General features: G+C 48.2%; 30 protein-coding genes and 1 pseudogene. 19 read left to right on the top strand and 12 right to left on the bottom strand.

The window, feature by feature from the left end; translation table 11 throughout:
* Positions 1 to 106 (top strand): annotated as a pseudogene (locus ACQ4M5_RS37030) (IS5/IS1182 family transposase); the annotation flags it as partial.
* A gap of 14 nt (positions 107 to 120) precedes the next feature.
* On the opposite strand, the gene ACQ4M5_RS37025 reads toward ACQ4M5_RS37030, so the two are convergent.
* Positions 121 to 339 (bottom strand): hypothetical protein, encoded by a 219-nt coding sequence (locus ACQ4M5_RS37025; RefSeq protein ID WP_430680798.1) that lies wholly within the window; start codon positions 337 to 339, stop codon positions 121 to 123.
* Positions 340 to 343: 4 nt separating this feature from the next.
* On the opposite strand from ACQ4M5_RS37025, the gene ACQ4M5_RS37020 reads away from it, so the two are divergent.
* From ACQ4M5_RS37020 to ACQ4M5_RS37005, 4 genes are all read left to right on the top strand, one after another.
* Positions 344 to 877 (top strand): DUF928 domain-containing protein, encoded by a 534-nt coding sequence (locus ACQ4M5_RS37020; protein ID WP_430680797.1) that lies wholly within the window; start codon positions 344 to 346, stop codon positions 875 to 877.
* A gap of 178 nt (positions 878 to 1,055) precedes the next feature.
* Complete coding sequence (locus tag ACQ4M5_RS37015) at positions 1,056 to 3,464, top strand: CHAT domain-containing protein (RefSeq protein WP_430680796.1); 2,409 nt, start codon at positions 1,056 to 1,058, stop codon at positions 3,462 to 3,464.
* A gap of 34 nt (positions 3,465 to 3,498) precedes the next feature.
* Entirely contained in the window at positions 3,499 to 4,146 is a 648-nt protein-coding gene (locus ACQ4M5_RS37010) for a hypothetical protein (protein ID WP_430680795.1), read from the top strand.
* A gap of 251 nt (positions 4,147 to 4,397) precedes the next feature.
* The gene (locus ACQ4M5_RS37005) at positions 4,398 to 5,513 is read left to right on the top strand and encodes a trypsin-like peptidase domain-containing protein (protein WP_430680794.1); all 1,116 of its coding nucleotides are present in this window, start codon (positions 4,398 to 4,400) and stop codon (positions 5,511 to 5,513) included.
* Here the strand turns inward: ACQ4M5_RS37005 and ACQ4M5_RS37000 are convergent.
* Both ACQ4M5_RS37000 and ACQ4M5_RS36995 read right to left on the bottom strand, forming a co-directional pair.
* Positions 5,500 to 6,228 carry a serine/threonine protein kinase gene (locus ACQ4M5_RS37000; protein ID WP_430680793.1) on the bottom strand — a complete coding sequence of 243 codons (729 nt, stop codon included), beginning with the start codon at positions 6,226 to 6,228 and terminating at the stop codon, positions 5,500 to 5,502. The genes ACQ4M5_RS37005 and ACQ4M5_RS37000 overlap by 14 nt on opposite strands.
* 87 nt (positions 6,229 to 6,315) lie before the next feature.
* Complete coding sequence (locus ACQ4M5_RS36995; protein WP_430680792.1) at positions 6,316 to 6,654, bottom strand: cupin domain-containing protein; 339 nt, start codon at positions 6,652 to 6,654, stop codon at positions 6,316 to 6,318.
* 169 nt (positions 6,655 to 6,823) lie between these two features.
* Between ACQ4M5_RS36995 and ACQ4M5_RS36990 the strand changes: the two genes are divergently transcribed.
* Together ACQ4M5_RS36990 and ACQ4M5_RS36985 are read left to right on the top strand one after the other, a co-directional pair.
* Entirely contained in the window at positions 6,824 to 7,798 is a 975-nt protein-coding gene (locus ACQ4M5_RS36990) for a TIGR03885 family FMN-dependent LLM class oxidoreductase (RefSeq protein WP_430680800.1), read from the top strand.
* Between the two features lie 41 nt (positions 7,799 to 7,839).
* A complete protein-coding gene (locus ACQ4M5_RS36985; RefSeq protein ID WP_430680791.1) occupies positions 7,840 to 8,694 on the top strand; it encodes an alpha/beta fold hydrolase in 855 nt (284 codons plus the stop codon).
* On the opposite strand, the gene ACQ4M5_RS36980 is transcribed toward ACQ4M5_RS36985, so the two are convergent.
* The gene (locus ACQ4M5_RS36980) at positions 8,678 to 9,226 is read right to left on the bottom strand and encodes a D-glycero-alpha-D-manno-heptose-1,7-bisphosphate 7-phosphatase (RefSeq protein WP_430680790.1); all 549 of its coding nucleotides are present in this window, start codon (positions 9,224 to 9,226) and stop codon (positions 8,678 to 8,680) included. The two genes, ACQ4M5_RS36985 and ACQ4M5_RS36980, sit on opposite strands and share 17 nt — an antisense overlap.
* Positions 9,227 to 9,436: 210 nt before the next feature.
* On the opposite strand from ACQ4M5_RS36980, the gene ACQ4M5_RS36975 reads away from it, so the two are divergent.
* The gene (locus ACQ4M5_RS36975) at positions 9,437 to 10,219 is read left to right on the top strand and encodes a PspA/IM30 family protein (protein WP_430680789.1); all 783 of its coding nucleotides are present in this window, start codon (positions 9,437 to 9,439) and stop codon (positions 10,217 to 10,219) included.
* Between the two features lie 68 nt (positions 10,220 to 10,287).
* Here ACQ4M5_RS36975 and ACQ4M5_RS36970 read toward each other — a convergent pair whose 3' ends face one another.
* The 4 genes from ACQ4M5_RS36970 to ACQ4M5_RS36955 all read right to left on the bottom strand — a co-directional run bounded on the left by ACQ4M5_RS36970 (position 10,288) and on the right by ACQ4M5_RS36955 (position 13,540).
* A complete protein-coding gene (locus ACQ4M5_RS36970) occupies positions 10,288 to 10,671 on the bottom strand; it encodes a clan AA aspartic protease (RefSeq protein ID WP_430680788.1) in 384 nt (127 codons plus the stop codon).
* Positions 10,668 to 10,943 carry a hypothetical protein gene (locus ACQ4M5_RS36965; RefSeq protein ID WP_430680787.1) on the bottom strand — a complete coding sequence of 92 codons (276 nt, stop codon included), beginning with the start codon at positions 10,941 to 10,943 and terminating at the stop codon, positions 10,668 to 10,670. Before ACQ4M5_RS36965 ends, ACQ4M5_RS36970 begins: the two co-directional genes overlap by 4 nt.
* Positions 10,944 to 11,073: 130 nt before the next feature.
* Complete coding sequence (locus tag ACQ4M5_RS36960) at positions 11,074 to 11,451, bottom strand: hypothetical protein (RefSeq protein ID WP_430680786.1); 378 nt, start codon at positions 11,449 to 11,451, stop codon at positions 11,074 to 11,076.
* Between the two features lie 301 nt (positions 11,452 to 11,752).
* Positions 11,753 to 13,540 carry an SUMF1/EgtB/PvdO family nonheme iron enzyme gene (locus tag ACQ4M5_RS36955; protein ID WP_430680785.1) on the bottom strand — a complete coding sequence of 596 codons (1,788 nt, stop codon included), beginning with the start codon at positions 13,538 to 13,540 and terminating at the stop codon, positions 11,753 to 11,755.
* Positions 13,541 to 13,702: 162 nt separating this feature from the next.
* Between ACQ4M5_RS36955 and hslO the strand changes: the two genes are divergently transcribed.
* On the top strand, positions 13,703 to 14,596 hold the full coding sequence (gene hslO, locus ACQ4M5_RS36950; RefSeq protein WP_430680784.1) for an Hsp33 family molecular chaperone HslO: 894 nt from the start codon (positions 13,703 to 13,705) through the stop codon (positions 14,594 to 14,596).
* 21 nt (positions 14,597 to 14,617) lie between these two features.
* Here hslO and ACQ4M5_RS36945 read toward each other — a convergent pair whose 3' ends face one another.
* On the bottom strand, positions 14,618 to 15,262 hold the full coding sequence (locus tag ACQ4M5_RS36945) for a M23 family metallopeptidase (RefSeq protein WP_430680783.1): 645 nt from the start codon (positions 15,260 to 15,262) through the stop codon (positions 14,618 to 14,620).
* A 443-nt stretch (positions 15,263 to 15,705) separates the two neighbouring features.
* Here ACQ4M5_RS36945 and ACQ4M5_RS36940 point away from each other — a divergent pair, with 443 nt between their 5' ends.
* Both ACQ4M5_RS36940 and ACQ4M5_RS36935 read left to right on the top strand, forming a co-directional pair.
* Positions 15,706 to 16,404, top strand: coding sequence for a pirin family protein (locus ACQ4M5_RS36940; protein WP_430680782.1), 699 nt, complete (start codon positions 15,706 to 15,708; stop codon positions 16,402 to 16,404).
* Between the two features lie 323 nt (positions 16,405 to 16,727).
* Positions 16,728 to 17,453 (top strand): response regulator, encoded by a 726-nt coding sequence (locus ACQ4M5_RS36935; RefSeq protein WP_430680781.1) that lies wholly within the window; start codon positions 16,728 to 16,730, stop codon positions 17,451 to 17,453.
* Positions 17,454 to 17,751: 298 nt separating this feature from the next.
* Here ACQ4M5_RS36935 and ACQ4M5_RS36930 read toward each other — a convergent pair whose 3' ends face one another.
* Positions 17,752 to 18,105: an HPF/RaiA family ribosome-associated protein gene (locus ACQ4M5_RS36930; protein WP_430680780.1), complete on the bottom strand. Its 354-nt coding sequence runs from the start codon at positions 18,103 to 18,105 to the stop codon at positions 17,752 to 17,754.
* A gap of 185 nt (positions 18,106 to 18,290) precedes the next feature.
* Between ACQ4M5_RS36930 and ACQ4M5_RS36925 the strand changes: the two genes are divergently transcribed.
* Together ACQ4M5_RS36925 and ACQ4M5_RS36920 are read left to right on the top strand one after the other, a co-directional pair.
* Entirely contained in the window at positions 18,291 to 18,695 is a 405-nt protein-coding gene (locus tag ACQ4M5_RS36925) for a hypothetical protein (protein ID WP_430680779.1), read from the top strand.
* A gap of 544 nt (positions 18,696 to 19,239) precedes the next feature.
* A complete protein-coding gene (locus ACQ4M5_RS36920; RefSeq protein ID WP_430680778.1) occupies positions 19,240 to 19,470 on the top strand; it encodes a hypothetical protein in 231 nt (76 codons plus the stop codon).
* A 214-nt stretch (positions 19,471 to 19,684) separates the two neighbouring features.
* Here the strand turns inward: ACQ4M5_RS36920 and ACQ4M5_RS36915 are convergent, their stop codons facing one another.
* A complete protein-coding gene (locus ACQ4M5_RS36915) occupies positions 19,685 to 19,816 on the bottom strand; it encodes a hypothetical protein (RefSeq protein ID WP_430680777.1) in 132 nt (43 codons plus the stop codon).
* 27 nt (positions 19,817 to 19,843) lie between these two features.
* Between ACQ4M5_RS36915 and ACQ4M5_RS36910 the strand changes: the two genes are divergently transcribed.
* Together ACQ4M5_RS36910 and ACQ4M5_RS36905 are read left to right on the top strand one after the other, a co-directional pair.
* Positions 19,844 to 20,134, top strand: coding sequence for a hypothetical protein (locus ACQ4M5_RS36910; protein ID WP_430680776.1), 291 nt, complete (start codon positions 19,844 to 19,846; stop codon positions 20,132 to 20,134).
* A complete protein-coding gene (locus ACQ4M5_RS36905; protein ID WP_430680775.1) occupies positions 20,131 to 20,565 on the top strand; it encodes a type II toxin-antitoxin system VapC family toxin in 435 nt (144 codons plus the stop codon). The genes ACQ4M5_RS36910 and ACQ4M5_RS36905 overlap by 4 nt, the downstream gene beginning before the upstream one ends.
* A gap of 26 nt (positions 20,566 to 20,591) precedes the next feature.
* Here the strand turns inward: ACQ4M5_RS36905 and ACQ4M5_RS36900 are convergent, their stop codons facing one another.
* Positions 20,592 to 20,822: a hypothetical protein gene (locus tag ACQ4M5_RS36900; protein WP_430680774.1), complete on the bottom strand. Its 231-nt coding sequence runs from the start codon at positions 20,820 to 20,822 to the stop codon at positions 20,592 to 20,594.
* Between ACQ4M5_RS36900 and ACQ4M5_RS36895 the strand changes: the two genes are divergently transcribed.
* Genes ACQ4M5_RS36895 through ACQ4M5_RS36880 form a run of 4 tightly spaced genes read left to right on the top strand, consistent with a single transcriptional unit; the run spans position 20,821 to position 22,905 of the window.
* A complete protein-coding gene (locus ACQ4M5_RS36895) occupies positions 20,821 to 21,651 on the top strand; it encodes an Rpn family recombination-promoting nuclease/putative transposase (protein WP_430680773.1) in 831 nt (276 codons plus the stop codon). The two genes, ACQ4M5_RS36900 and ACQ4M5_RS36895, sit on opposite strands and share 2 nt — an antisense overlap.
* Positions 21,630 to 21,767, top strand: a complete 138-nt coding sequence (locus tag ACQ4M5_RS36890; RefSeq protein ID WP_430680772.1) for a hypothetical protein — start codon at positions 21,630 to 21,632, stop codon at positions 21,765 to 21,767. Before ACQ4M5_RS36895 ends, ACQ4M5_RS36890 begins: the two co-directional genes overlap by 22 nt.
* A 51-nt stretch (positions 21,768 to 21,818) precedes the next feature.
* Positions 21,819 to 22,757 carry an Rpn family recombination-promoting nuclease/putative transposase gene (locus tag ACQ4M5_RS36885; protein ID WP_430680771.1) on the top strand — a complete coding sequence of 313 codons (939 nt, stop codon included), beginning with the start codon at positions 21,819 to 21,821 and terminating at the stop codon, positions 22,755 to 22,757.
* Positions 22,750 to 22,905: a hypothetical protein gene (locus ACQ4M5_RS36880; RefSeq protein ID WP_430680770.1), complete on the top strand. Its 156-nt coding sequence runs from the start codon at positions 22,750 to 22,752 to the stop codon at positions 22,903 to 22,905. The genes ACQ4M5_RS36885 and ACQ4M5_RS36880 overlap by 8 nt, the downstream gene beginning before the upstream one ends.
* Positions 22,906 to 22,947: the final 42 nt, after the last annotated feature.

Below are 22,947 nucleotides of genomic sequence, written 5' to 3'. Positions count from 1 at the left end.
TTTTCGCATCTTATCGGAGCGCTACCGTAACCGTCGCAGGCGATTTGGGCTACGGTTCAACTTGATCGCAGGCTTGCTGAACTATGAGCTTGCTCATCCAATTTGATTCGTGCAGGAGGTCTATTGATCGATGACTGAGATATCCAAGCGTCGAACCCGACACCATGCACTGAGGGCTGGATGTGTTCTGAGTGTAGTACTTCTATTAGCTCCAGTTGCAGTTTGCGCTCCGCGCAACTCCGTAGGAACCGCAAAATATCGTCCCCCCAAAACGCCTTCTGCACCCAGAGACACAGGGACAAATACCACTCGTGGAGGCAGTTGTAGTAGTGAGTCCATTGGATTGACTCCGCTCGCTCCCCTGAGCCATGTAGGGCGAACGATTTCTCTACGCCCCACATTTATCTGGTTTGTGCCCGATCGACAACCTTATCTGCTGCAATTTCGACTGTTCCGCAACAACGGACAACTGTTATACCGAACTCAGATGCGGAGTCAATCTGGACTCATGCAGTTTTCTCTACCGAAAGAGCAGCCTGAGTTAGAGGTTGGACAATCTTACGTTTGGCAAGTCGCATTGATTTGCGATCCGAACACACCATCGCTCAATGTGGTCGCAACGGCAAAAGTTGAGATCGTTCAACTAACAGCAGCATTGCGATCGCAACTGGAGACTGTTCAGAATCCACAACAGCGCAGTGAGCGATATGCAGAGTCGGGGCTGTGGTATGACGCGATCGCAGAAGCCCGAAAAAGTTCTCGACCTGCGGTACTGAATTTGCTGAATTCTCTTGCTAGTTCGGAAGCTCGATCGCAAAAAAGCTGGAGCGATCGCCTCAAGCAGATCGAAGCAGCTATTACGGTCTCCGCGAATTAGCGCTAACGAGGCTACCAATTTTTCCCACTCCACACTTTAAAGGTGAAAAAATTGCAAAAGGGAAAAAATTGCGATCGCTGCTCACAGACGAATCGATTCCCAGGGGTCAATCTGCATCGCTTAAACAACTAAGAACAATAACAATAGTTACAGCGTCTTATCTTCATCAGAGAAATCCATGCCCCCCACTCAGATTGCTGCTCGTTTCCTACTCTTGATCGCTCTGCTCAGTAGTTTTCCCGCTGCGCTGTCGATGCCTCCGCGTGTTCTCGCTCAAACAACGATCAGTGATTCTAGAAAGACACAAGCAGATCAGTTACGCAAACAAGGCAATCAACTTTTCGCTGTTTCCCGATTCAACGAAGCACTCAATGTGTATCAGCAGGCGTTGAAACTGTATCAGCAGATTGAAGATCGAAGAGGCGAAGGCGCGTCACTCAGCGGCATCGGAGCGGTCTACTTGAGCCTTGGACAGTACCCGAAAGCATTGGTCTCTTATCAGCAGGCATTGAAGGTTCAGCAAACGATGCGCGATCGCAGAGGCGAAAGCCTAACGCTCATCGGTATGGGAACGCTCTACTGGAGTCTTGGGCAGTATTCAAAGGCATTAGGCTCTTATCAGCAGGCATTGAAGATTCAGCAAACGGTGCAAGATCGAAGAGGTGAAGGAGGAGCGCTGACTGGCATAGGAACGCTCTACTGGCAACTTGGACAGTACCCAAAGGCATTAGATTTCCTTCAGCAAGCATTGCAGATTCAGCGAACTGTGCAGGATCGACCAAGCGAAGGCACGACACTCAGCAGCATCGGATTAGTCTACTTGAGTCTTGGACAGGACTCGAAAGCATTAGATTTCCTTCAGCAAGCATTGCAGGTTCAGCGAACGATGCAGGATCGCAGAGGCGAAGGTGCAACGCTCAGCAACATCGCAGCAGTCTATCAAGGACTTGGACAGGACTCGAAAGCATTAGATTTCCGTCAGCAAGCACTGCAAATTCACCGAACTGTGCGGGATCGACTAAGCGAAGGCGCAACACTCAGCGGTATCGGAAGGGGCTACAGTAACATTGGACAGTACCCGAAGGCATTGGATTTCTATCAGCAGGCGTTGCAGATTCAGCGAACTGTGCGGGATCGATCAGGCGAAGGAAAAACGCTTAGCATTATGGGAGCGCTCTTAATTAAATTGAAACAGTATCGTGCCGCAGAACAGTCTCTCTACCAAGCGATCGCTGCTTATGAACAGCTTCGACCTGGACTCCAAGATCCCGACAAAATTAGTCTGAACGAAACTCAAAGAAATCCCTACGACTGGCTGCAAATTGCGCTCGTTGCTCAAAACAAAACGACGGCTGCGCTTGAAGTTGCAGAGCGCGGACGGACTCGTGCTCTCGTCGAATTACTCGCAACTCGACTAGCAGGCAATCCTAATGAGGTTCAAACAATTCAACGTCTAAGTCAACCTCCCACTATTGCCCAAATTCAGCGGGTTGCTAAACAACAGAACGCCACGCTAGTAGAGTATTCAGTGCTTGGGAAAGAGTTATACATTTGGCTTGTTCGTCCCACCGGACAGATTCAGTTCCGCAAAACGCCATACCAATTCTCAAGGGTAGAACTGCAAGAGTTAGTGTCTGTCACTCGTGGCGAACTCCAGCGTGGTGCTCGTCGCTCTAGCACTCCTCTCCCCCAAACGAACAACGATCGATTGAACCGATTTGGCAGCTATCAACTCCGAAAGTTGCACCAATTGTTAATTGAACCGATCGCAGATTTACTCCCCAAAAATCCCAACGATCGCGTCATCTTCATCCCCCAAAACGAACTCTTTTTAGTCCCCTTCCCTGCTCTCATGGATGCCAAAGGGAACTATCTGATCGAGCAGCACACTCTCCTCAGTGCCCCCTCGATTCAAGTCTTGAGCCTCACCCAGCAAAACCAACAACGCCTCAATTCCCGCCGCGATCGCACTGCCTTAGTTGTCGGCAATCCCACCTTACCGAAGCTATCCGAAGTCAATCTCAGTCCTTTACCCGCAGCCGAACAAGAAGCCCGAACGATCGCCCAGTTGTTCAGAACCACACCCATGATTGGGTCTGCTGCTACCGAAGCCGCAGTGGTCAAACAGATGCCACAAGCCCGATTCATTCATCTAGCAACGCATGGTTTACTGACGCGCAACAACGGCGAAGCACCTGGCGCGATCGTCCTTGCTCCGAATCGCCCCAATCAGGTCGATGATGGCTTACTCACCCCGACTGAAATTCTTGGGATGAATCTGACCGCAGAACTCGTCGTCTTAAGTGCTTGTGATACGGCTCAAGGAGATGTCACGAGCGATGGCATCGTTGGCTTATCGCGATCGCTGGTTGCAGCAGGAGTACCGAGTGTAGTGGTGAGCTTATGGAGCATTAGCGATGTGTCTACCTCAGTGTTGATGAGCGAGTTTTATCGCAATTTGCAGAACACTCAACGAAACGATCGTGCTAGGGCACTCCGACAAGCAATGCTAACGACGATGAAGCATCCAGACTTTGCTTCTCCTTACTATTGGGCAGCTTTTACGCTGATTGGCGAAGCGGACTAAACCGCGAACTTCAACTTTCTAGGAGGATATCAATATGCTTAAAACACTTGGAATCGTTGTACCTGTTGTCGTTGCTGGAGTAGGACTCGGCAAAGTGATCAAGGAACCGCTCAACAATCTCATGGGAACGACTGTTGATGCACCCTCGCCTCGATCGACTCCCTCACTTCCCCCTGTCGCTGTGCCGCCGACTGGTGTTCTTGAAAACTACGCCACTAGCACAGCAAGTAACACGAAAGAAACTGCTTCCTCCATAGATGCAGGTTCAGGAAAACTGAGAATCTATTCTGCTCCTTCCAAAGCGCCAGATGGATCTGGATTTCACAAAGAATGCCCTGAAACAGAGAATAGCGCGCTGCTTAAAAAGCAGCATTACTTTGTCAGAGTCGTAGAGTGGAACTCAAATCAGATGGTGCTGACCGCATTTATCCGAGCGGGTGAAAAAGTAGACCTGAAGCTTCCATCTGACAGCTATAAGATTCGATATGCTACGGGAATTGAATGGTATGGAGAAAAACATTTATTTGGGGAAGAAACTCGCTACACTCAGCTCATGGAGAAAGACTCATCGGAACAACCGCTCAAGGTCAAGCTTTCACAACAGAATTGGGACATTGCCTTGTTTCCCTGCGGCGCAGAAGGCAATATGACTCAGGAGCCGATCGACCCAGATCAGTTCTAAAAGAACACGGTTGCTATTGAGTCCTGTTGCACCTTCCGGCAATTCAGCTTGCGCTCATCGACCAATCGAGTCTGTATGTAAAGCGAATAGTTTTTGAGCACCACTTACCTACGATCGGAGAAGAACTGAACAATATTGTCGGAAAGTAATCATGATAATAGAAAAGCAATTTTGCAAAAACCCGATTAGAAGCTTGGTATCTGTAGTTTCAGCAGTTTCTCTTGCATGATGTTTGTAAAGGAGAGTAATCGATGAAATCACTATCTATGCTTGTGACCGCCCTAAATACGTTAGCGGTTTCTCTAGGATTGACCTACTCGGCGCTTGCCCTTGATCCAGAAGTTCTCTATCAACGATCGAGTCCTGCGGTCGTCTCGATCGAGGTTCCAAAGGTCGGTAGTGGAAGCGGATTTATTGCCAATGCTCAAGGGATGATTTTGACAAACAGTCATGTGGTTGGAACGAGCCGACAAGTCATTGTTCGGTTAGCAGATGGATCGACTTACCCAGGAGTGGTTGTGTCTCGCAATCCTCAGGTAGACTTAGCACTCATCCAAATCCGTTCCAAGCGGCGGCTTCCAAGTTTGAGATTTCAACCCGTCCCGCCTAAAGTTGGGCAGAGAGCTTTTGCGATCGGTAATCCGAGAGGCTTAACGCGAACCCTCAGTGATGGAATCGTCAGCCGCATCGATCAATCGGGTCAGATTCAATTCACTGCAACCTCTAGCTTCGGAGGATCTGGCGGACCTTTGCTTGATGATGAGGGCAATGTCATTGGCGTTGTGCGAGGAGGATACCCTGGAACAAATCTCAATTTTGCGATCCCGATCGCGGCTGTCAATCGTCTTCCAGGACGACGAAGCACTGTTGCTCAACAGCGTCAACAGGTTCAAAACTATTTCCTGGCAAGCAATCTTCAAATTCGACAGGGTAACTATCAAAAAGCATTGGCAATTTTGAACGAAGCAATTCGGCGCTATCCAAACGATGAAGGTTTGTACTCCAATCGAGGTGCAGTGAAAAGTATGATGAGAGATTATCAAGGTGCACTGAATGACTATGTGCGGTCAATTCAGCTTAGACCAACCTCGCTCACGTACTCGAATCAAGCTAGAATCTATGCTGTGCTAAAACAACCTCAACAGGCACTGAAAGCGCTAACTGAGGCGATTAGGATCAATCGAGAATGGGGTGAGGGCAATCTTGGTGAGGGATTTTACGATCGTGGTCGAGTTTACAGTCAACTCGGTAATTCCAAGGCTGCGATCGCGGACTTTAAACAGGCGGCAAGGTTCTTCTCTCGAATGAGCAACGTAGAACGATACCGAGCCGCAGTCGATCAAATTACGCTGCTCAACGCTGAATAGTTCTAATTTTGATAGCTTCACGAAGATTGAGAAGTTTCTTGTCTAGGCGACGGTAAGTTTTACGAATCCTGTTGAGCCATGAATGAGGTACTCGCAATCGTAACGGAGCAACGATCGGAAGATACAACCAGTAGTAAGCACGTTTGAAGTGATCCCACTTCGCACAATAATCAGGGTGCAGAAAGTCCGAAACATCGACAACTAATCCCTGTCCCTCTGCCATCATCACATTGCGGGCATGAACATCATGGGGAAATAATCCTTGGCTTTGAGCATAGATCAGTGCCCGATCGATATCTCGAATCACAGAAGGCGGAATTCGTTTGCCATAGTGCAGACAATCATAGAGTGTCATCCCATACAGTCGTTTCAGCACTAACAGATTCTCATGAGCATAGAAACATTCTGAAAACGCTGGATGCGAACCTAAGCGACGGTACACTTCCTGTTCTTCGTCAAATCCAGGGCGATTTGAGGCATAAATCTTGACGACTTGCTCTGGAAAATCAGGGTGAGTGAACACTGCCGCATAGTTCCCTGTGCCCAATACTTGCCAAGGAGAAGGAACATGAGTAACTTCCACGGGATCGTGAGGATCGACGCTATGAATTTCAACAGAAGGCAGGAGCGCTTGATAGATCTGTTCGAGCAGTAAATCGATCGAATGATCCCAGGTTCGCTGCCAAACGAATTGACGGTCTGAGGAATGCGTCATAGACGGACATGCTGAAGTCGCTAAGTACTACAACTCAGCATTCCATGTTTCCGGGTTTTCAGAACAATAATGCTTTGGCGGTAAACCCTACTCGTCGCGTCCGTGGACTTGAGCAGGCGGACTGGTTGCTTCGATCGCGCTAAACGATTCCAAAATTTTGTAAGTATGCGATGCTCCTTTCGGCACGACCCAAGAATCGCCTGACTCAAGCAGAATCATTTGTCCCTCAAGATGCAATTCTGCTTTACCGCTCAGCACATATCCAACTGTTTCATACTCGCGCTGAGTGGGTGGTTTCGCATCCCCTGGCGACTCATTCTCCCAAAGGCGCATCGAAACGGTCTTTCCAGAGGCGAGATACTTTTGTCCCATCTCTCCGATCGGTGAAGATCCAGAATCGACTTTTTGAACAGTGGTGTCGGACATGTGCGGTTTCCTCATTCGCGGCGGCAATGTTTTCAAGTTAGTTCTGGCTAGGAGAAAGTCCCTCTGACTGTAGGCGGATTGTGAAAGGTGCGATCGACGAATCTTTCTGTCGATCGAAGCAATAAAGAGAAGTGTTTGATAGAACCAGGAAGTCTCGCCTTTCAGTCATATCACTATGGTAAAGATCGGTTATCACGCTTCCCACGAGCAATTCAAACCCAGTGAACTACTCCGATACGTACAATTCGCAGAACAAGCAGGATTCAATGCCGCTTTATCTTCGGATCATTTTCATCCTTGGGGCGAGATGCAAGGACAAAGTGGATTTGCTTGGTCTTGGTTAGGAGCAGCCATGCAAGCGACTCCAACGCTGAATTATCGAATTGTGAATGCACCTGGACAGCGATATCACCCGACAATCATTGCTCAAGCTGCTGCGACTCTTGCCGAAATGTTTCCCAGTCGATTCTGGATCACAGTTGGGAGCGGACAGAATTTGAACGAACATATCACGGGCGAGAAGTGGTTGGCGAAACGCGATCGTAATTCTCGCCTGAAAGAGTGTGTAGAAATCATGCGGGCACTTTGGGCGGGTGAAACTGTGACTCACAGAGGATTTGTCACGGTTGAAGATGCGAAACTCTACAGTCGTCCTGAAGTGCAACCTTTGATCATTGGAGCGGCAGTCACCGCAGAAACAGCCGAATGGCTTGGGAGTTGGGCGGATGGGTTGATTACGACTTCGCGACCTCCAGAAGAACTTAAGAAAGTTGTGGATGCGTTTCGACGGGGTGGCGGTGACGGAAAACCGATGCTGTTGAAAGTGCAATTGGGATACGATCGAGATTCGGAGACTGCACTGCAAAAAGCGCATGAACAATGGCGAAATAACATTTTCAAAAATTCGGTGATGACTGAGTTAAGAATGCCTCAGCAATTTGATTCAGTGGGGGAAACTGTCACTCCTGAGGCTCTTACTGAGTCGGTTCGCGTTTCATCTGAGCCAGAGCAACATCTTGAATGGTTGCAGCAAGATATTGAGCTTGGATTTGATGAATTGCTGCTGCATAATGTTACTCGCGACCAAGAGCAATTTATTGAAGTATTTGGAGAGAAAGTCTTGCCTGCGCTGATGTCGAATTAAGATTTTCAGGAACCTCGATCTCTTTAGCTGTGGTGCATTAGATGTTTCCTAAGTTTCTTCCTGCTTCAGTCAATCAGATCGAAGATAGGAACGCGATCGCACTTCTCCAAAAAATTGAACGGCAAATCATTGATCAAGTCGCAACGGCTTATGTTCATTCGGCACGATCGAATACAACTCCGATCGTGCTAATCCCCGGATTCGATAGCTCAGTGTTAGAGTTCAGACGATTGTTTCCCCATCTCGCCGCTCAGAATGAGACTTGGACGATCGATCCGTTAGGGTTTGGATTTACCGAAACAATTTCAACCGTTGAACCCCGATCAATTCGGCAACATCTTCTAAAAGTCATTCAAACCTTGATTGCTCAACCTATCGTGTTAATCGGTGCATCATTGGGAGGTGCAATCTCGATCGATTTTGCGCTGCATCATCCAGAATGGGTGCGATCGCTGGTCTTGATCGATAGTGTGGGATTCTCTGGAAGTTTTCCCGTCGGTCAATGGCTTCCAGAATCATTGTTAGCATTAGGAGCCGATTGGCTGCATTTTCGGAAACAAGCGGCTCTGAGTGCAGCACCTTGGATTAATCGATCGCTCATTGACACGATTCGCTGTTCGTTACTTCATCAAGAAATGGCGGGATGGAAAAACGCGATCGTTTCTTTTTCTCAAAGCGGCGGATATGAAGAGTTATCGATCGACCAAATTCAACAACCGACTTTAATTATTTGGGGAAAGCGGGATGATATTTTGGGCATAAAAGACGCGACTCGATTTCAAAGCGCGATCGCTGGAAGTGAACTAATTTGGGCTGAAAATTCCGGTCACGTCCCGCATTTTGACGAACCGGAATTTGTAGCAGCGCAGATTTTGAAATTCATCCATTCAAAATAATTTCCGCCGCTTCTGCAAGATTCGCTACTCGAAAATGCGGCTCTCGTGTGTCATTCAAAATCCATTCCGTCTCATTGCCGTTTTCAATCAGAATCGATCGACATCCTGCCGTTCTCCCCGCTTCCACATCATTCAAAATATCGCCAATCATCCACGATCGAGCTAAATCAATCTCATGCTCTTTCGCCGCTTTCAGCAACATTCCTGCTTTCGGCTTCCGGCACTCACACTCGATCCGATATTCAGCAAGTTTCCCCTGCGGATGATGGGGACAGTGGTAAAAACCATCCAATCGAATCGGACTGAGCAATTCTTGTAAGCGCTGCTCGACCCCAATCAGAGCCGATTCAGGAAAATAGCCGCGAGCCACTCCGGACTGATTTGATACGACGATGAGTTTAAAACCACGATCGCGTAATTTCCCCAACGCCACCTCAGCAAAATCGGAAAGCGTAATCTTGCTCGGCTCCACATTGTAGGGAATATCAGGGATTAGCGTCCCATCTTTATCGAGAAACACAGCCGGAACCATGAACAAACTCCAAAAAAATTCTGCGAAAGTTACCGATTTGCCCGTGAAGTTTTTAAACTATAAGGAAGCTGCCCGATTTGCATATCTGACGTGGCTCCGAACCCTACTTTAAAGGGAAAATGAGCCAAACCTACTGCAAACTCAGCGGTGTGGGCTAACGTATAAAGCAACGGCAACTGAACCTCTAAGAAACGCCAGAAGGAAAGAACTATGGGATTATTTGACCGCATCAGCCGCGTTGTCCGCTCCAACGTGAATGACATGGTAAGCAAGGCAGAAGATCCAGAAAAGATTCTGGAACAAGCTGTCATCGATATGCAGGAAGATTTGGTGCAGCTTCGTCAAGCCGTGGCGCAAGCGATCGCGTCTCAAAAACGCACCCAACAGCAGTACAATCAAGCACAAACTGAATCGAATAACTGGCAGCAACGGGCACAATTGGCACTGACGAAGGGCGACGAAACTCTGGCACGTGAAGCGCTGACCCGCAAGAAAACCCACACCGAGACGGCAACCGCGCTCAAAACGCAACTGGATACCCAATCCAGCCAGGTAGACACGCTCAAGCGCAGCCTCATCGCTCTTGAGGGTAAGATCTCGGAAGCCAAGACCAAGAAGGATATGCTCAAAGCACGTGCGAGTGCAGCGAAGGCACAAGAGCAACTTCAAGGGATGGTGAACAATATGGGAACCAGTACTGCGATGGCAGCCTTCGAGCGGATGGAGGATAAAGTCTTACAGCTTGAAGCGCGATCGCAAGCCGCAGCAGAATTGGCAGGAGCCGATCTCGAAGCGCAGTTTCGATCATTAGAGTCGGGCGATGTGGATCTGGAACTCGAAGCGATGAAGCAGCAAATGTTGGCAGGTTCGGCGCAACCGCAACAGACCTTACCGGGAACGGCAGCACCGCAATCGCAGACGACGCAGGCTCCGAAAGATGCCGCGATCGATTCGGAACTCGAAGATCTCAAGAAGCAGTTGGATAATCTGTAGGTCGGATGATAAAAAGCGCGATCGTGCTTCTTGATGAGAGAGTGCGATCGCGCTTTTTTGTGAATCGTTTAGATCGAGGCAGATTCGATAATCTTGATAGTGACGTTTCCGCCTTCGACTGCTCGAATAAACAAATCGTAACCGTACAGAAGACTCATCCCAACGAGCGGATCAGTCTCCGCTTCATTTACGGGGATGTTTCGATATTGCCCATCCCAAATGATGGTTGCGACATAAACCTCAAACGTGACTTCACTGCCATCGCCCAATGTTCCACGATCGATACCCGTCCAAGGCAAATCCAGAGCAACAATGATTTCACGCGGTAAGCTTAAAAAACCTGTATACCCTGTATCAATCACAGCATTAATCAATTGGGTTTGACGGTTTGCGTTGCGGATGACCAGCGAAATTGTTGCTTCACAGCTTAAATTGACGACACCTTGCATCATACGGACTTTCTCAAACTCCGCGCACCAAAACGATGCACAGCACGATGACCAATGCGAACGATCCAAGGTTGGGCATCAGGAATCCGCTCGAATAAGCGATCGGTAGCGGTCAAAATTTCGTCTGCAACCTCAAACGCTCCGGTTTCAATGTCGATTGCAACAATTTTGCCGTGATTGCCTTCCTCAACTTGAGGGCGTACTTGAGTTTCATAGATCTCGTCGCCTCGTCGAGCAAATTCTTCTTTCGGATAGCGAGGTTGTCGAGCAGTCATAGGCTTGATTCCGTTTACAGTGCTTGCCTCTCATTTTACTTCGGGCAATTGCTCAACCTCTAATTCCGTAAAAGCGAGATCGCATTTCTCGATAAGGAATAACGCGATCGCGCTTTTTGGGTTCCAATTCTTAGGCGGAGGCAGACTCAACCGGAGTCGATCGCTGGGGTCGTTTACGGGCTGATTTTTTGACGTAGCCGACCGCTTCCGCTTCATTGCTGTCGTCGCCATATTGAGCCAGTACCGATTTTTTCATGCTCAGAACAGCGTTATGAAAATCCCATTCGGCTTGTTGAGCCGTATCAAGTAGAGCGCGGTATTGCGCTTTGGCTTGGATTTCCGCTTCTTGTGCGATTCGCATTTTTTCTTCGAGTTCGCACATGAATGAAATTCTGGCTTCGGGACGAAACGCGACGTAATTCTCGAAGCCTTTTGCGCCTCGAAGTGCTTTGATGTCGTCTTGAAGGACGGCTTCTCGTAGTCGTTTAGTCGTATCTACAGAGGGCATTAGTTTGCTCCTTAAGTTTTGTCTCTTCAATATTCCCGGTAGAAGCCAAACAGGGACAGCGATCGCGATTCTTAACTGCGGAATCGAGAAATCAAGTCGGGAACTGAGAAATCAAAGCGGGAATAGAAGAATCTGGTTGGGAATGCAGGAATCTTGGTGGGAATCGAATTACGGAAGAACGATCGCGAAAACGGAACTAGACAACTGCTCAACATCCTACTAAGCTGCCTAGCTCCGGTTGATTTTCGGAAACTGTTGCCAGCATCGCAGGACGACGACTGGACTCCTCATGCACACCTTGTCAATCTCTCACTGACAAGTTCTGGCGATTAGAAGTACTGGGGCAAGAAAGAGCGAGGCGAAACCCAATCCAGTAGTCAGAATAGCCGCGCCTGAACACGTTGCGAAACGCAGAACGACAGAGCCACGGATAGTTGAACCAGGAGCCGCCACGCAGTACTCTTGCAGCATTTTCTTGATCGCTCTCGGTTTCCCATATGCGACCATCAGCAGGCGCGTTTTCGTAGCTCTCATGCCAAGAGTCTGCACACCATTCCCAGACATTTCCGTGCATCTGATACAAACCAAACGCATTCAGTGAGAAACTCTCTACGTCGATCGTCTGCCCCCGGTAAGTTCCTTTCGCAGCATTCGCATAAGTTTGATTGCCGTCATAATTCACCAATTCAGGCGTAATCGTTTCCCCGAAATGAAAAGGTGTCTTTGTTCCAGCCCGACAAGCATATTCCCATTCCGCTTCGCTGGGTAAGCGATATTGATTTCCAGTTTTACGAGACAAGCGATCGCAACACTCGATCGCATCATCCCAAGTCACACACTCAACAGGTCGATTTACCCCTTTGAAATTAGAAGGATCTGGTTTGAGATCACGATTAATTTTTGGCAGAGTCGAGATCGCCGTCCATTGCGCCTGAGTGACGGCAAACTTGCCCATGTAAAACGGCTCGATCGTCACTTGATGCCGAGGTTTTTCGTTATCTCTTGCTTCTAATTCTCCCTCTGCGGCTCCCATCCAAAACGTTCCACCTGGAATCGAAACCATATTGAGAAAAACGCCTTTTGCCAGTTCTTCTCTGAGATAGCTTGCTTGATCTGGACGACGATCGATTTCTTTTCCTCGATCGTTCACCGTAATAATTTCAAAGCTGAAGGTTGGCAACGATGGCTGTGATGGAACAACGATCGCTGGTTCTGGAGGTGCGATCGCAGATAAAACGCTTTTGACGATCGCCGCTGCATCCTCGTTGCTGAGTTTTAAGGTTTGCTGTAATCGATCGAGTCGCGCCTGAATTTCAGGTGTCACAGCTTGAATTTTCAGATCAATCACAGCTTTGCGGAAAATCTTGAACGGACGAGCAATTTCATTTTCGATTTGCGTTGCTCGATCGACTGGAAGTTCCAAACTTTCCTGTAATCCATTGAGAATGACTCGGCTAATATCCGAAATTTCCCCGCCATCCTGCTTTAGACAAAACAAGACTTCATCACGATACTGCTCCTCCCCCTTCCCCGATTGCTTAATCTCGGTCGTAATCGCTTCTGTTTCTCGAATACTTTGAGCATCAAGGCTTTCGGCTTCCGCTGGTGCGGTTTCTGGCGTTGTCGTCTCTGCGCGTTGGTTTAATAAAGCAGTGACAGCCCCACGAATTCCACGCACCACATCCAAAAAAGCTTCGTCTCGATCGCTCCAAGTGACGATCGGTTTCGCATTCTTCGGTAACGCCTGTAATGCCGCAAAGGGTTCATCATGCCAATCCGCATGGCGCAAAATCACCGGAATCACACAAGCTTTCCCCGTGTTATGACGCTCCATTGCTTGATTGAGTTCTGTGACTGAACAATAGTCAGAATTGAGAAAATCTGGACTAATCAGCAGCAGAATGATATCCGCCAAATTGAGATTGTCATCAATATCTTGCGCCCATTTTGCGCCCGCGACAATTCTGCGATCGTGCCAAGACTCAATCACCTTTTTGCGCTGCAACGTCGCCAAATGAGCCGCTAACTGATCACGCAGTTCCTCATCTCGATGCGAGTACGAGAAAAATAACTTTATCGATCGTGACATTCAAACGATTTTTTGGTGGGGGAATTGACTGTATTGTAATCGTCCTTCTGTTTAAACTGTTACGCGACCTTATCCCAACTCAATGCTCGGATTGAATCGGATGGTCTCTACAAGAATCGTTACAATTAGAGAAAGCGTATCGGAATTGGAACAAGATTTTTCATGGCAGACCAGTTAATTCGAGCCACTGCCGCTGAGGGTGGAATCCGGGCAGTCGGAGTGATCACGACCCGTCTCACTGAAGAAGCAAGACAGCGCCACAAATTATCCTATGTTGCGACCGCTGCACTTGGTAGAACGATGTCCGCTGGACTCTTGCTGGCATCCAGTATGAAGCGATCGGAATCTCGCGTGAATATCCGCATCCGAGGCAATGGACCAATGGGCGGATTAATGGTTGATGCAGGCACAGATGGAACGGTGCGCGGATATGTAGATAATCCTGATGTCGAATTGCCCCCGAATGCGAAAGGAAAGCTCGATGTTGGAGGTGCGATCGGAACCGATGGATATGTTTACGTCGTTCGCGATGTTGGCTACGGATACCCGTATAGCTCCACTGTAGAACTCGTTTCAGGCGAAATTGGGGACGATATCACAAACTATTTGGTGACTTCAGAACAAACGCCCTCTGCCTTATTCTTAGGTGTATTTGTTGATCCGAATGGAGTACAAGCATCAGGCGGTCTCTTGATTCAAATTCTGCCGAAAGCTGCGAGTGATCCAGCATTGGTTGAACTTCTAGAGTCTCGGTTATCAACGCTTCAAGGATTTACGCCCTTGCTCCAAGCGGGTAAAACATTGCCGAGCATTTTCGAGGAATTACTCGGAGATTTGGGATTAGAAATCTTTCCGTCTCAGATCGTGCGCTTCCACTGTGGATGTTCATTCGATCGAGTTCTTGGTGCGCTCAAACTTCTAGGAGAAGCCGAACTGCAAGACATGATCGAAACCGACAAAGGCGCAGAAGCAACTTGCCACTTCTGTGGAGAGGTCTATAAAGCAAACATCGACCAACTCGAACAGTTGATCGATGAATTAAAAGAAGCACAATAATTGGCTTTACTGTAATTGGCTTTACTGTGGGCGGCTCGAAACGGGTTGCCCAGTCTGTTCAGCGTACATCGCTCGAAGCACCAAAGCCGGATCGACCCACTGACTGGAATATTTCAATCCCCAGTGCAAGTGTGGACCCGTAGTTCGTCCGGTCATTCCAACGCGACCAATTCGATCGCCTGCCCCGATCGTTTGACCTTCGTAAATTTTGACATCGCCCGATCGAATAAACTTCCCTTGACCGTCGCGACCCGCTGATCCCTGCATGTGGCAATAGACATGCTCCCAGTCACCCGATTGAATCACGACCGAGGTTCCGCAAGCGCTACCGTCGGACACTTCAACCACTCTTCCCGCCCACCAGTTGCGGATATAGCTCCCTTCTGGGGCTGCCAAGTCCAACCCGCGATGAAACTCTCTCGTATATCCCCCATCTGGTGATGTCCGATAGCCAAACGGAGAAGTATAGCCCTGGAAGTTCTCCACTGGGAAGGATGCCCCCCGCCAAGCGCTTCCGGTAGCCTGTAAATTAGCTTCGATCGCGAGTAATCCGTGCTGTCCCCAAGAAAGCGCGATCGCACCCAGTATCCCAAGCGCCATCACGACCAAAAATCGCTTCAGGGTAAAGCGCGATCGAATCACGAATGACCTCCATAATTGCCGCATTCAGTTCTCCTTGTGTGTGAAGAGTGTTGGCAGACGCAAACCTACTAAACTCACACCGAACTCTGGGAGCGACACTCAGAGCGCAGTGCGGTTAGTCACTGGTATTTAATCACAAAATTTCTTTATAGACTTCGTGATTTCCTGCAAAACTACTTGAAATCTTTCCGTTATATTACGGTTGCCTCACGAAAACTTTATATTTCGCCAGGTAAGTTACGCAGTCGTAAAACAGCTTAAACCGTTCTACGGGGCTGGAATTCTGTAGCTTCATGGACTTGTACGGAGTTCTATCTAGAGCAAATTTGTAAAAGTTTTGTAAGTCTTTCTGAATTCTTACGGACTTAGAGAAATCCTAGCCCAATTGTTTGCATTTGAACTGTTCGTGTGTTATCTTTATTCTCATAAGGTACGAATCCAAACAATCACATCCCAAGGAGGTTTTTATGTTGACTCTTCGTAAAGCGAACGATCGTGGACATGCAGATCACGGATGGCTGAACTCGTATCACACTTTTTCTTTTGCAAGCTATTATGATCCGGCGCACATGGGATTCCGCAAACTGCGCGTGATTAATGAAGATCGGGTTGCTGGCGGCGGCGGATTTGCGCCCCATTCGCACCGAGACATGGAAATCATTTCTTATGTCCTGGAAGGAGGATTAGAACACCAAGACAGCATGGGCAATCAATCCGTCATTCGTCCCGGTGAAGTTCAGCGCATGACCGCAGGAACCGGAGTCACCCACAGCGAATACAACGCTTCCAAAACCGATACGGCTCACTTTCTGCAAATCTGGGTGCTGCCAGAGCGATCGAACTTAACGCCTGGATATGAGCAGAAGTTCTACACCCCAGAAGAGAAGCAAGGAAAACTCCGTTTAATCGCCTCGCAAGATGGACGGGACGGCTCTGTGACAGTGCATCAAGATCTGAGTCTGTATGCAACGGTGTTAGGCAACGGTGAAAAGGTCACGCATGACATTGCTCCGCAGCGTCACCTGTGGGTACAAATTGCGCGAGGAAGCGCGATCGTAAACGGTGAAGTTTTGAGTGCTGGAGATGCTGCCGCGATCGAGGCAGAACCCGCCTTAGAACTGATTGGACAAGAAGATGCAGAGATTCTTGTGTTTGATCTCGCTTAACATTTGTGCGAATGGCATCTGGAATTAGTACACAGATGCCATTTTTTTATCAAGGTTACAGTTTGTGAAAAATCTGAGGTGAATTATTAGAATTTTCGTCTTAATTCCTAACAGTTTAACGACTAAAACTGAGAAAATCCCACCTAAGTTGTATGCCACTGGTTATACATTAGAACAGTGGTTTTACGACTATGTTTAAAAGAGCCTAAAATTGACTATCTCCGTATGGATTTCTAATAGTGGTCGCTTACAAAACTGTACGGCGTATCGACATATTCCTATGCAATTCTGATATTTTCTAAACACTGTGGGAGTTCTTTGATATGACAAATGACATTCGGATCACGCTAATTGAAGATCACGACTTAACTAGAGTCGGTATGAAAACAGCGTTGCAGCAAAGACCCGGTTTCCAAGTTGTCGGAGAAGCGGCAAATGGAACGGATGGTTTAAAGATGCTGACGAACCTCAGACCGGATGTCGCGATCGTAGATATTGGATTACCGGATATCGATGGCATTGAACTCACTCGCAGATTTCGGCAGGCACAAGCCGAGATGGAAGATCAGCCCAACACAAAAGTTTTAATCTTAACGCTACAAGATCAAGAAGATACGGTTCTAGCAGCATTCGCGGCGGGTGCAGACTCTTACTGCATGAAAGATGTTAGTTTAGATCAACTTGTCGATGCGTTACGTGTAACCAAAGAAGGCAACTCATGGATTGATCCTGCGATCGCACGTGTGGTACTGCGTCAGACTCAATCCGCTGCGCCTCGAATGGATGCTATCTCTGAAGCGCAACAAGTGGCGATTACTGCGACTGAACCAGAATACAACCAAATCATTGAAGCGTATCCGTTGACTGAGCGGGAGTTAGAAGTGCTGCAATTGATTGTAGATGGATGTAGCAATGCCGCGATCGCAGAAAAACTCTATATTACAGTGGGAACCGTCAAAACTCACGTTCGGAACATTTTGAATAAGCTGTGTGCCGACGATCGAACACAGGCAGCGGTCAGAGCATTGCGATCGGGTCTGGTGGGTTAGTGATTGGATAGAATTCGCAGTTAGATTTTACAGAGTTTGCGAACTTGTGGATTTTAGCGAATTTGTTTACCCGCTATCTCGCCCGGAAATGAATCTCCGGGCTAATGGAGGGAACCCCTCTAAAGAGGGCTGAAACTACTGTCCGAGGGGGCTTCAGCCTCCTTTCCCCCATTAGCCCGGAGCGTTTACCTCCGGGCGGACTCAATCGCAGTGACAAATGTTCATCGGCGCAAAATTTTGGACGGACTCGGCTTTGCTTAACTGCGAATTCTGTCTTGTGAGCGTACTTTACCGTACTCTAACTATTATCCCTACCTTGATCAAACTCGTGCTGTTGTTTTGACAGATCTCTCAGTTGTCGCCATGCTTTGTCAAACGCATCTCGAACCACCGTATCCAACTCAGCATGGCGGCTTTGATTGTTCATCGTGCTTTCTGCCGCAAGTTCATGATTTGGAGGAACCGTGATATCGAGCCGAACTCGGTAAGGAGAGCGATCGCGGGGACGATCCTGCTCTTTTTCCAGCACGATATGACAACTATTGATATGGTCGCAGGCGCGTTCTAGCTTCGCGATCTTTTCCTGGATCAAAGTCTCGATCGCATTCGATTTTTCAATTCCGCGATAAGTAATCTCTGGTGGAATTTTCACAGTAACTTTCTCCCGTCTCTGATTGTTAGTGCCATGCTCTAGTACAACAATTTCAGCAGCAGCTTTAAAGATACGTGAGGTAGATTTTAGCTGTGATCATTTGCACTGAAATAAGCCCTTTGAGACATTCATCGTTGATCTGTTGCATTCAGAATAAGCTCAGTGAAGTCAAAAGGAACAAGACAATGGCACAACAGCAAAAAGTAGGACGACCCAATGATCAAAAAGCGGATGAGTGGCAACAGGATCTCAATCCGAATCCGATGGCAGGTCAAAATCATGGGCTTCAGCAATCCGATGCAGTCAATGACTACCTAACGGCAGAACAGATCAAGGAGCTTCACAGCTATCTGGAAGACTACACGACGGATGAACTAACGCAAATCGTGATTCTGCCTGAAGGTTCTCGTCTAGAGCAAGGTGCAAAGTACATTGACCTGAAAGACCCGGAGCGTAAGGAAATTACTGTAATGGGAAATATGGAGGCAACCTCGAATAACTGGTACGTGCCAAAGAGTGAAATTGAGTATCCGCTGTGGAATCGCTTGAGAGGCGTAGACAATCCAGAACGAACCGATACGGGCAATTAAAGCAAAAACCCCTTTATTTCTACGATCGATAAAGGGGGTTCTAATGCTAAAGCCTACTGTATGTACACAAGTTGTTTTCGCTTCGGTTGAATCGGCTAAAGCCCCCTAAATCCCCCAAATTTGAGAGGCTTTGAAGGTATAACTTAGATCTTGCACCACTCTCAATAAGCTAGATTGAACAATGATTTCAAGCCCATAGTTCAAGCCCATAGTTCAAGCCCATAGTTCAAGCCCATAGTTCAAGCCCATAGTGTGCAGCGAGATCAAACGAGCAACGCTGCGATCGCGGCTCCTAAAAATGCAACTCCCGCATAAACTGTTAACGAGGAACTACCAAACAGAAACAAGCGAATAACAATCGCAAAAGTCAACTGCTTCAACAACAGCGTGGGTATTCTCTTGAGGAGGTTTCTAGAATTCTGGCAAGGGACTATGTGGAGCAGATAAAGCGGGATGAGCCTGAGCAGTTTATTGCAATTGGGTATTTAGGAAACACGCTATTTCGACCGAGGAACTTGAGCAGAAAATTGCAGCAGATGAAGAAGTGATCGATCGCTATTTTGATCCTGAGATTACACGAGTGGGCACTCCCCGCTTGATGACTTCGCGCAGAGGGCAGGAGGAGAGAGGCAGCGATTTAGAGATTCCTGACTTGATGCTGAATGAGCTTGATCAGATGGCGATCGAACTCAATATCAGTCGGGATGCGGTGATCAAGATGATGCTGAGACGTGCCCTAGATGAACACTATCTGGCGAAGCGATCGACAGTCTGACACAATCGCACTTTCGCAATGGAGATGCTGTGATTGATGCAGTGCAGGAACTAGGCGATCGACAATCTACGACCGCACCTTCAAGAATCGAGCGACATCAGAATGTGATCGTAGAATCAGAGGCGCGATCGTGAATTCGATAATAGAACGATCGCTGTTCCAAGGTGCGCGATGCTTTGTAGATACCGCAAGGGTCGCAGATTGCACATAAAACCTAGATGCCACCATGAGCGCGATCGTGAATTCGATAATAGAACGATTGTAGAATGAGAAGCTCGATCGTACTTCTGAGCATAGCGTGTTCGTGATAGCCGCGATCGAGATTCTGACACTCGTTTGCTAACATAAAGTCAATCCCCCCGTCAGTCTCAGTATGATGACTCCCAAAGAAGAACTGATTCAAGCCATTGATAAATCCCCTGATCAAATTGTGCTTACTCTTTTAGAGATTCTGAGAGTTTTGCAGCGTCAGTCGATGCTGGCAGACCATCAATCTAGGCAAGTGGCGAACTCGAACCATGAGACAATCTCACCCAGGTTGCATCGCAAGCAAGGAGTTCTTGTGATTGAAACGGGGCGGTTAGAAGGGTTTGATATGAATGCGTTCATTGGAGAAATGAGAGAGGAACGCATTCAAAATCAGATTGAGCAGGTCGATTTGTGAACGTTTTGTATGATGCTTCTGTGCTGATTGCGGCACTGTTGATTGAACATGAGAATCATAATCTTGCTCTGTCTCGACTTGAGATGGCGCGTCAAGGTGTAGTGAAGGGATATGTTTCGACGCACAGTTTAGCAGAGCTTTACTCGGTCATGACTCGTTTACCGCTGCCTTTGCGAGTTTTACCGGATGAGGCAGAAGCTGCGATCGTGGATTTATTAGACTACTTGGAGCCTGTGCCTTTGTTTGCTGACGAGTATCAGCAGGCGATTCGACGGATGGTGACATTGAAGCTTGTCGGAGGTGGAATCTTTGACGCAGTGATTGCTCAGGCTGCTCTGAAGGCTGAAGTGGAGCAGCTTTTGACGTTTAACCCCAAAGATTTCACACGATTAGGGGATGAGATCGCATCGATCGTGCAAGTGCCTTCGTAAGTTTGAGTTAACACTTGGCAATGACTTCAGGGGGCGATCGTAGAATCAGAGGGGCGGTCACGCTTCACATAGAACCCAGACACTACCATGAGCGCGATCGACAAACGGCGATCGCACCTTCGAGAATCGAGCGATCGATATAGCGATGGGTGAACTCGTGATGACTGAGGCGTTACAGAGTTGCAAGGGACTTGGCAGAGCAGAGAGCGATCGCCAGTAGTAGAATCGAATGAATTCTTTTGAAGACGGTATGGCATGAGCTTTGATACGACCTGTCGGCGACTGGCTGAACAATTTCCCGAAGACTTTGCAAGCTGGCTGCTCGGCTACCGAGTTCCGCTGACTGAACTGAGTCCGACTGAACTCTCGATCGAGCCAATTCGCGCTGATAGTGTGATTCTGCTTCAGGGACAAGCCGAAATCGTTCATATTGAGTTTCAAACCGAGCCAAAGGACGATATTCCCATGCGGTTGGCAGACTATCGCTTACGTCTACATCGTAAGTTTCCAGAGAAAACGATTCACCAAGTTGTCATCTACCTCCGAGAAACCACGTCTGCGCGAGTATTCCAGAACTACTTTGAGATTGCGGGGATGTATGCCGAATTTAATGTGATCCGAATCTGGGAGGTTGCTGCTGAGGAGCTGCTGCCATTTCCGGGCTTGTTGCCGTTTGTGGGTTTGAGTCGTAGCAATGATCCAATCCGCGCTTTGCGGCGGGCAGTTCGAGGAATTTTGGATATTGAAGATGAGTCACAGCAACATGAAGCGATGGCGGCGGCTTATGTGTTATCTGGGCTAAGATTTGAGGTAGCGGTGATTGCACAAGTCATTAGGAGAGATGTGATGCGAGAGTCTGTGACGTACCAAGCGATATTGCAGGAAGGGCACGAAGCGGGACGGGAAGATCAGACGATCTCATTAGTGACCCGGCTCTTAACTCGGCGATTGGGACAAGGACTTTCAGAGGAAATGCGATCGCGTCTCTCGACTCTCCCGCTCCCAGTTTTGGAAGACCTTAGTGAAGCTTTGCTAGATTTCACGGTGCTGTCTGATTTAGAGAGTTGGGTAGTGGAGCATGGGTAGAGCGATCGACAAACGACGATCGCACCTTCAAGAATCGAGCGATCGCCGTTTGTCGATCACACTTTCGCAATGGAGATGCTGTGATTGATGCAGTGCAGGAACTAGGCGATCGATAAACAACGATCGGTTCTATAATTAAGACTATCGACCCGTCACTAACTGATCTCATGGTATTTTCCCTGCCAGACCGATACATCAGCTTGCTGACCGACTTTGGCTTCAAGCGGGTCTTTGGTACGGAGCCAAATAAGCACCTGCTGATCGATTTTCTCAATACGCTGCTGCCTCAGTACCATCAGATTCGGGATCTGACCTTCAAGAATTCAGAGAAGCTAGGCAATACGTCGATCGACCGTAAAGCGATTTTTGATATCTACTGTGAAGCGCAGAACGGCGATCGCTTCATCGTCGAGATCCAAAAGGCAAAGCAGAATTTCTTCAAAGACCGCAGTGTGTACTATGCCAGCTTTCCGATTCAAGAACAAGCGGAAAAAGGCGAATGGAACTACGAACTCACCTCGGTCTACACGGTCGGCATCCTAGATTTTGTCTTTGATGATCACAAGCATGAAGAGACCTTGCTGCATATTGTGGAACTCAAGGATCAGCACTGCCGGGTGTTCTACGAGAAGCTCAAGTTTATTTACATCGAGTTGCCGAAGTTCAAGAAATCGTTAGAGCAACTGGACAGTCATTTTGACAAACGGTTGTTTCTATTTCGGCATCTAGCTCAGTTAGATGCGCCGCCGCCAACGTTGCAGGAGGAGGTGTTTGAGGAACTGTTTGAGGTGACGGAGATTGCGAACTTCTCCCCGGATGAGCAGCGGAGTTATCAGAGTAGTTTGAAGGCGTACCGAGATTGGTATGCGATCGAGATGACGGCACGGCAGGAAGCAATGGAGCAAGGGCGAGAGCAAGGGCGAGAGCAAGGGGTGATCGCCCTTGTCACGCGCCTCCTCACCCGCCGACTCAAACAGGAACTTTCGGAAGACATGAAATCGCGTCTCTCGGCTCTCCCGCTCCCAGTTTTGGAAGACCTCAGTGAAGCCTTGCTCGATTTCACAGGACTGTCTGATTTGGAAGCTTGGTTAGCAGCACATGAATAGCGCGATCGACAAACAACGATCGCACCTTCAAGAATCGAGCGGTTCCTGCGGAGTTGCGCTTTGCGCTAATCGACAAACAACGATCGTACCTTCAAGAATCGAGCGATCGATAAACGACGATCGTACTTTCGCAATGGAGATGCTGTGATTGATGCAGTGCAGGAACTAGGTGATCGGCAGTCTACGATCG

This window comes from Leptolyngbya sp. AN10, from assembly GCF_050565645.1.
Taxonomy (GTDB): domain Bacteria; phylum Cyanobacteriota; class Cyanobacteriia; order Leptolyngbyales; family Leptolyngbyaceae; genus Leptolyngbya.
This window is presented reverse-complemented; position numbering and strand designations above follow the sequence as displayed.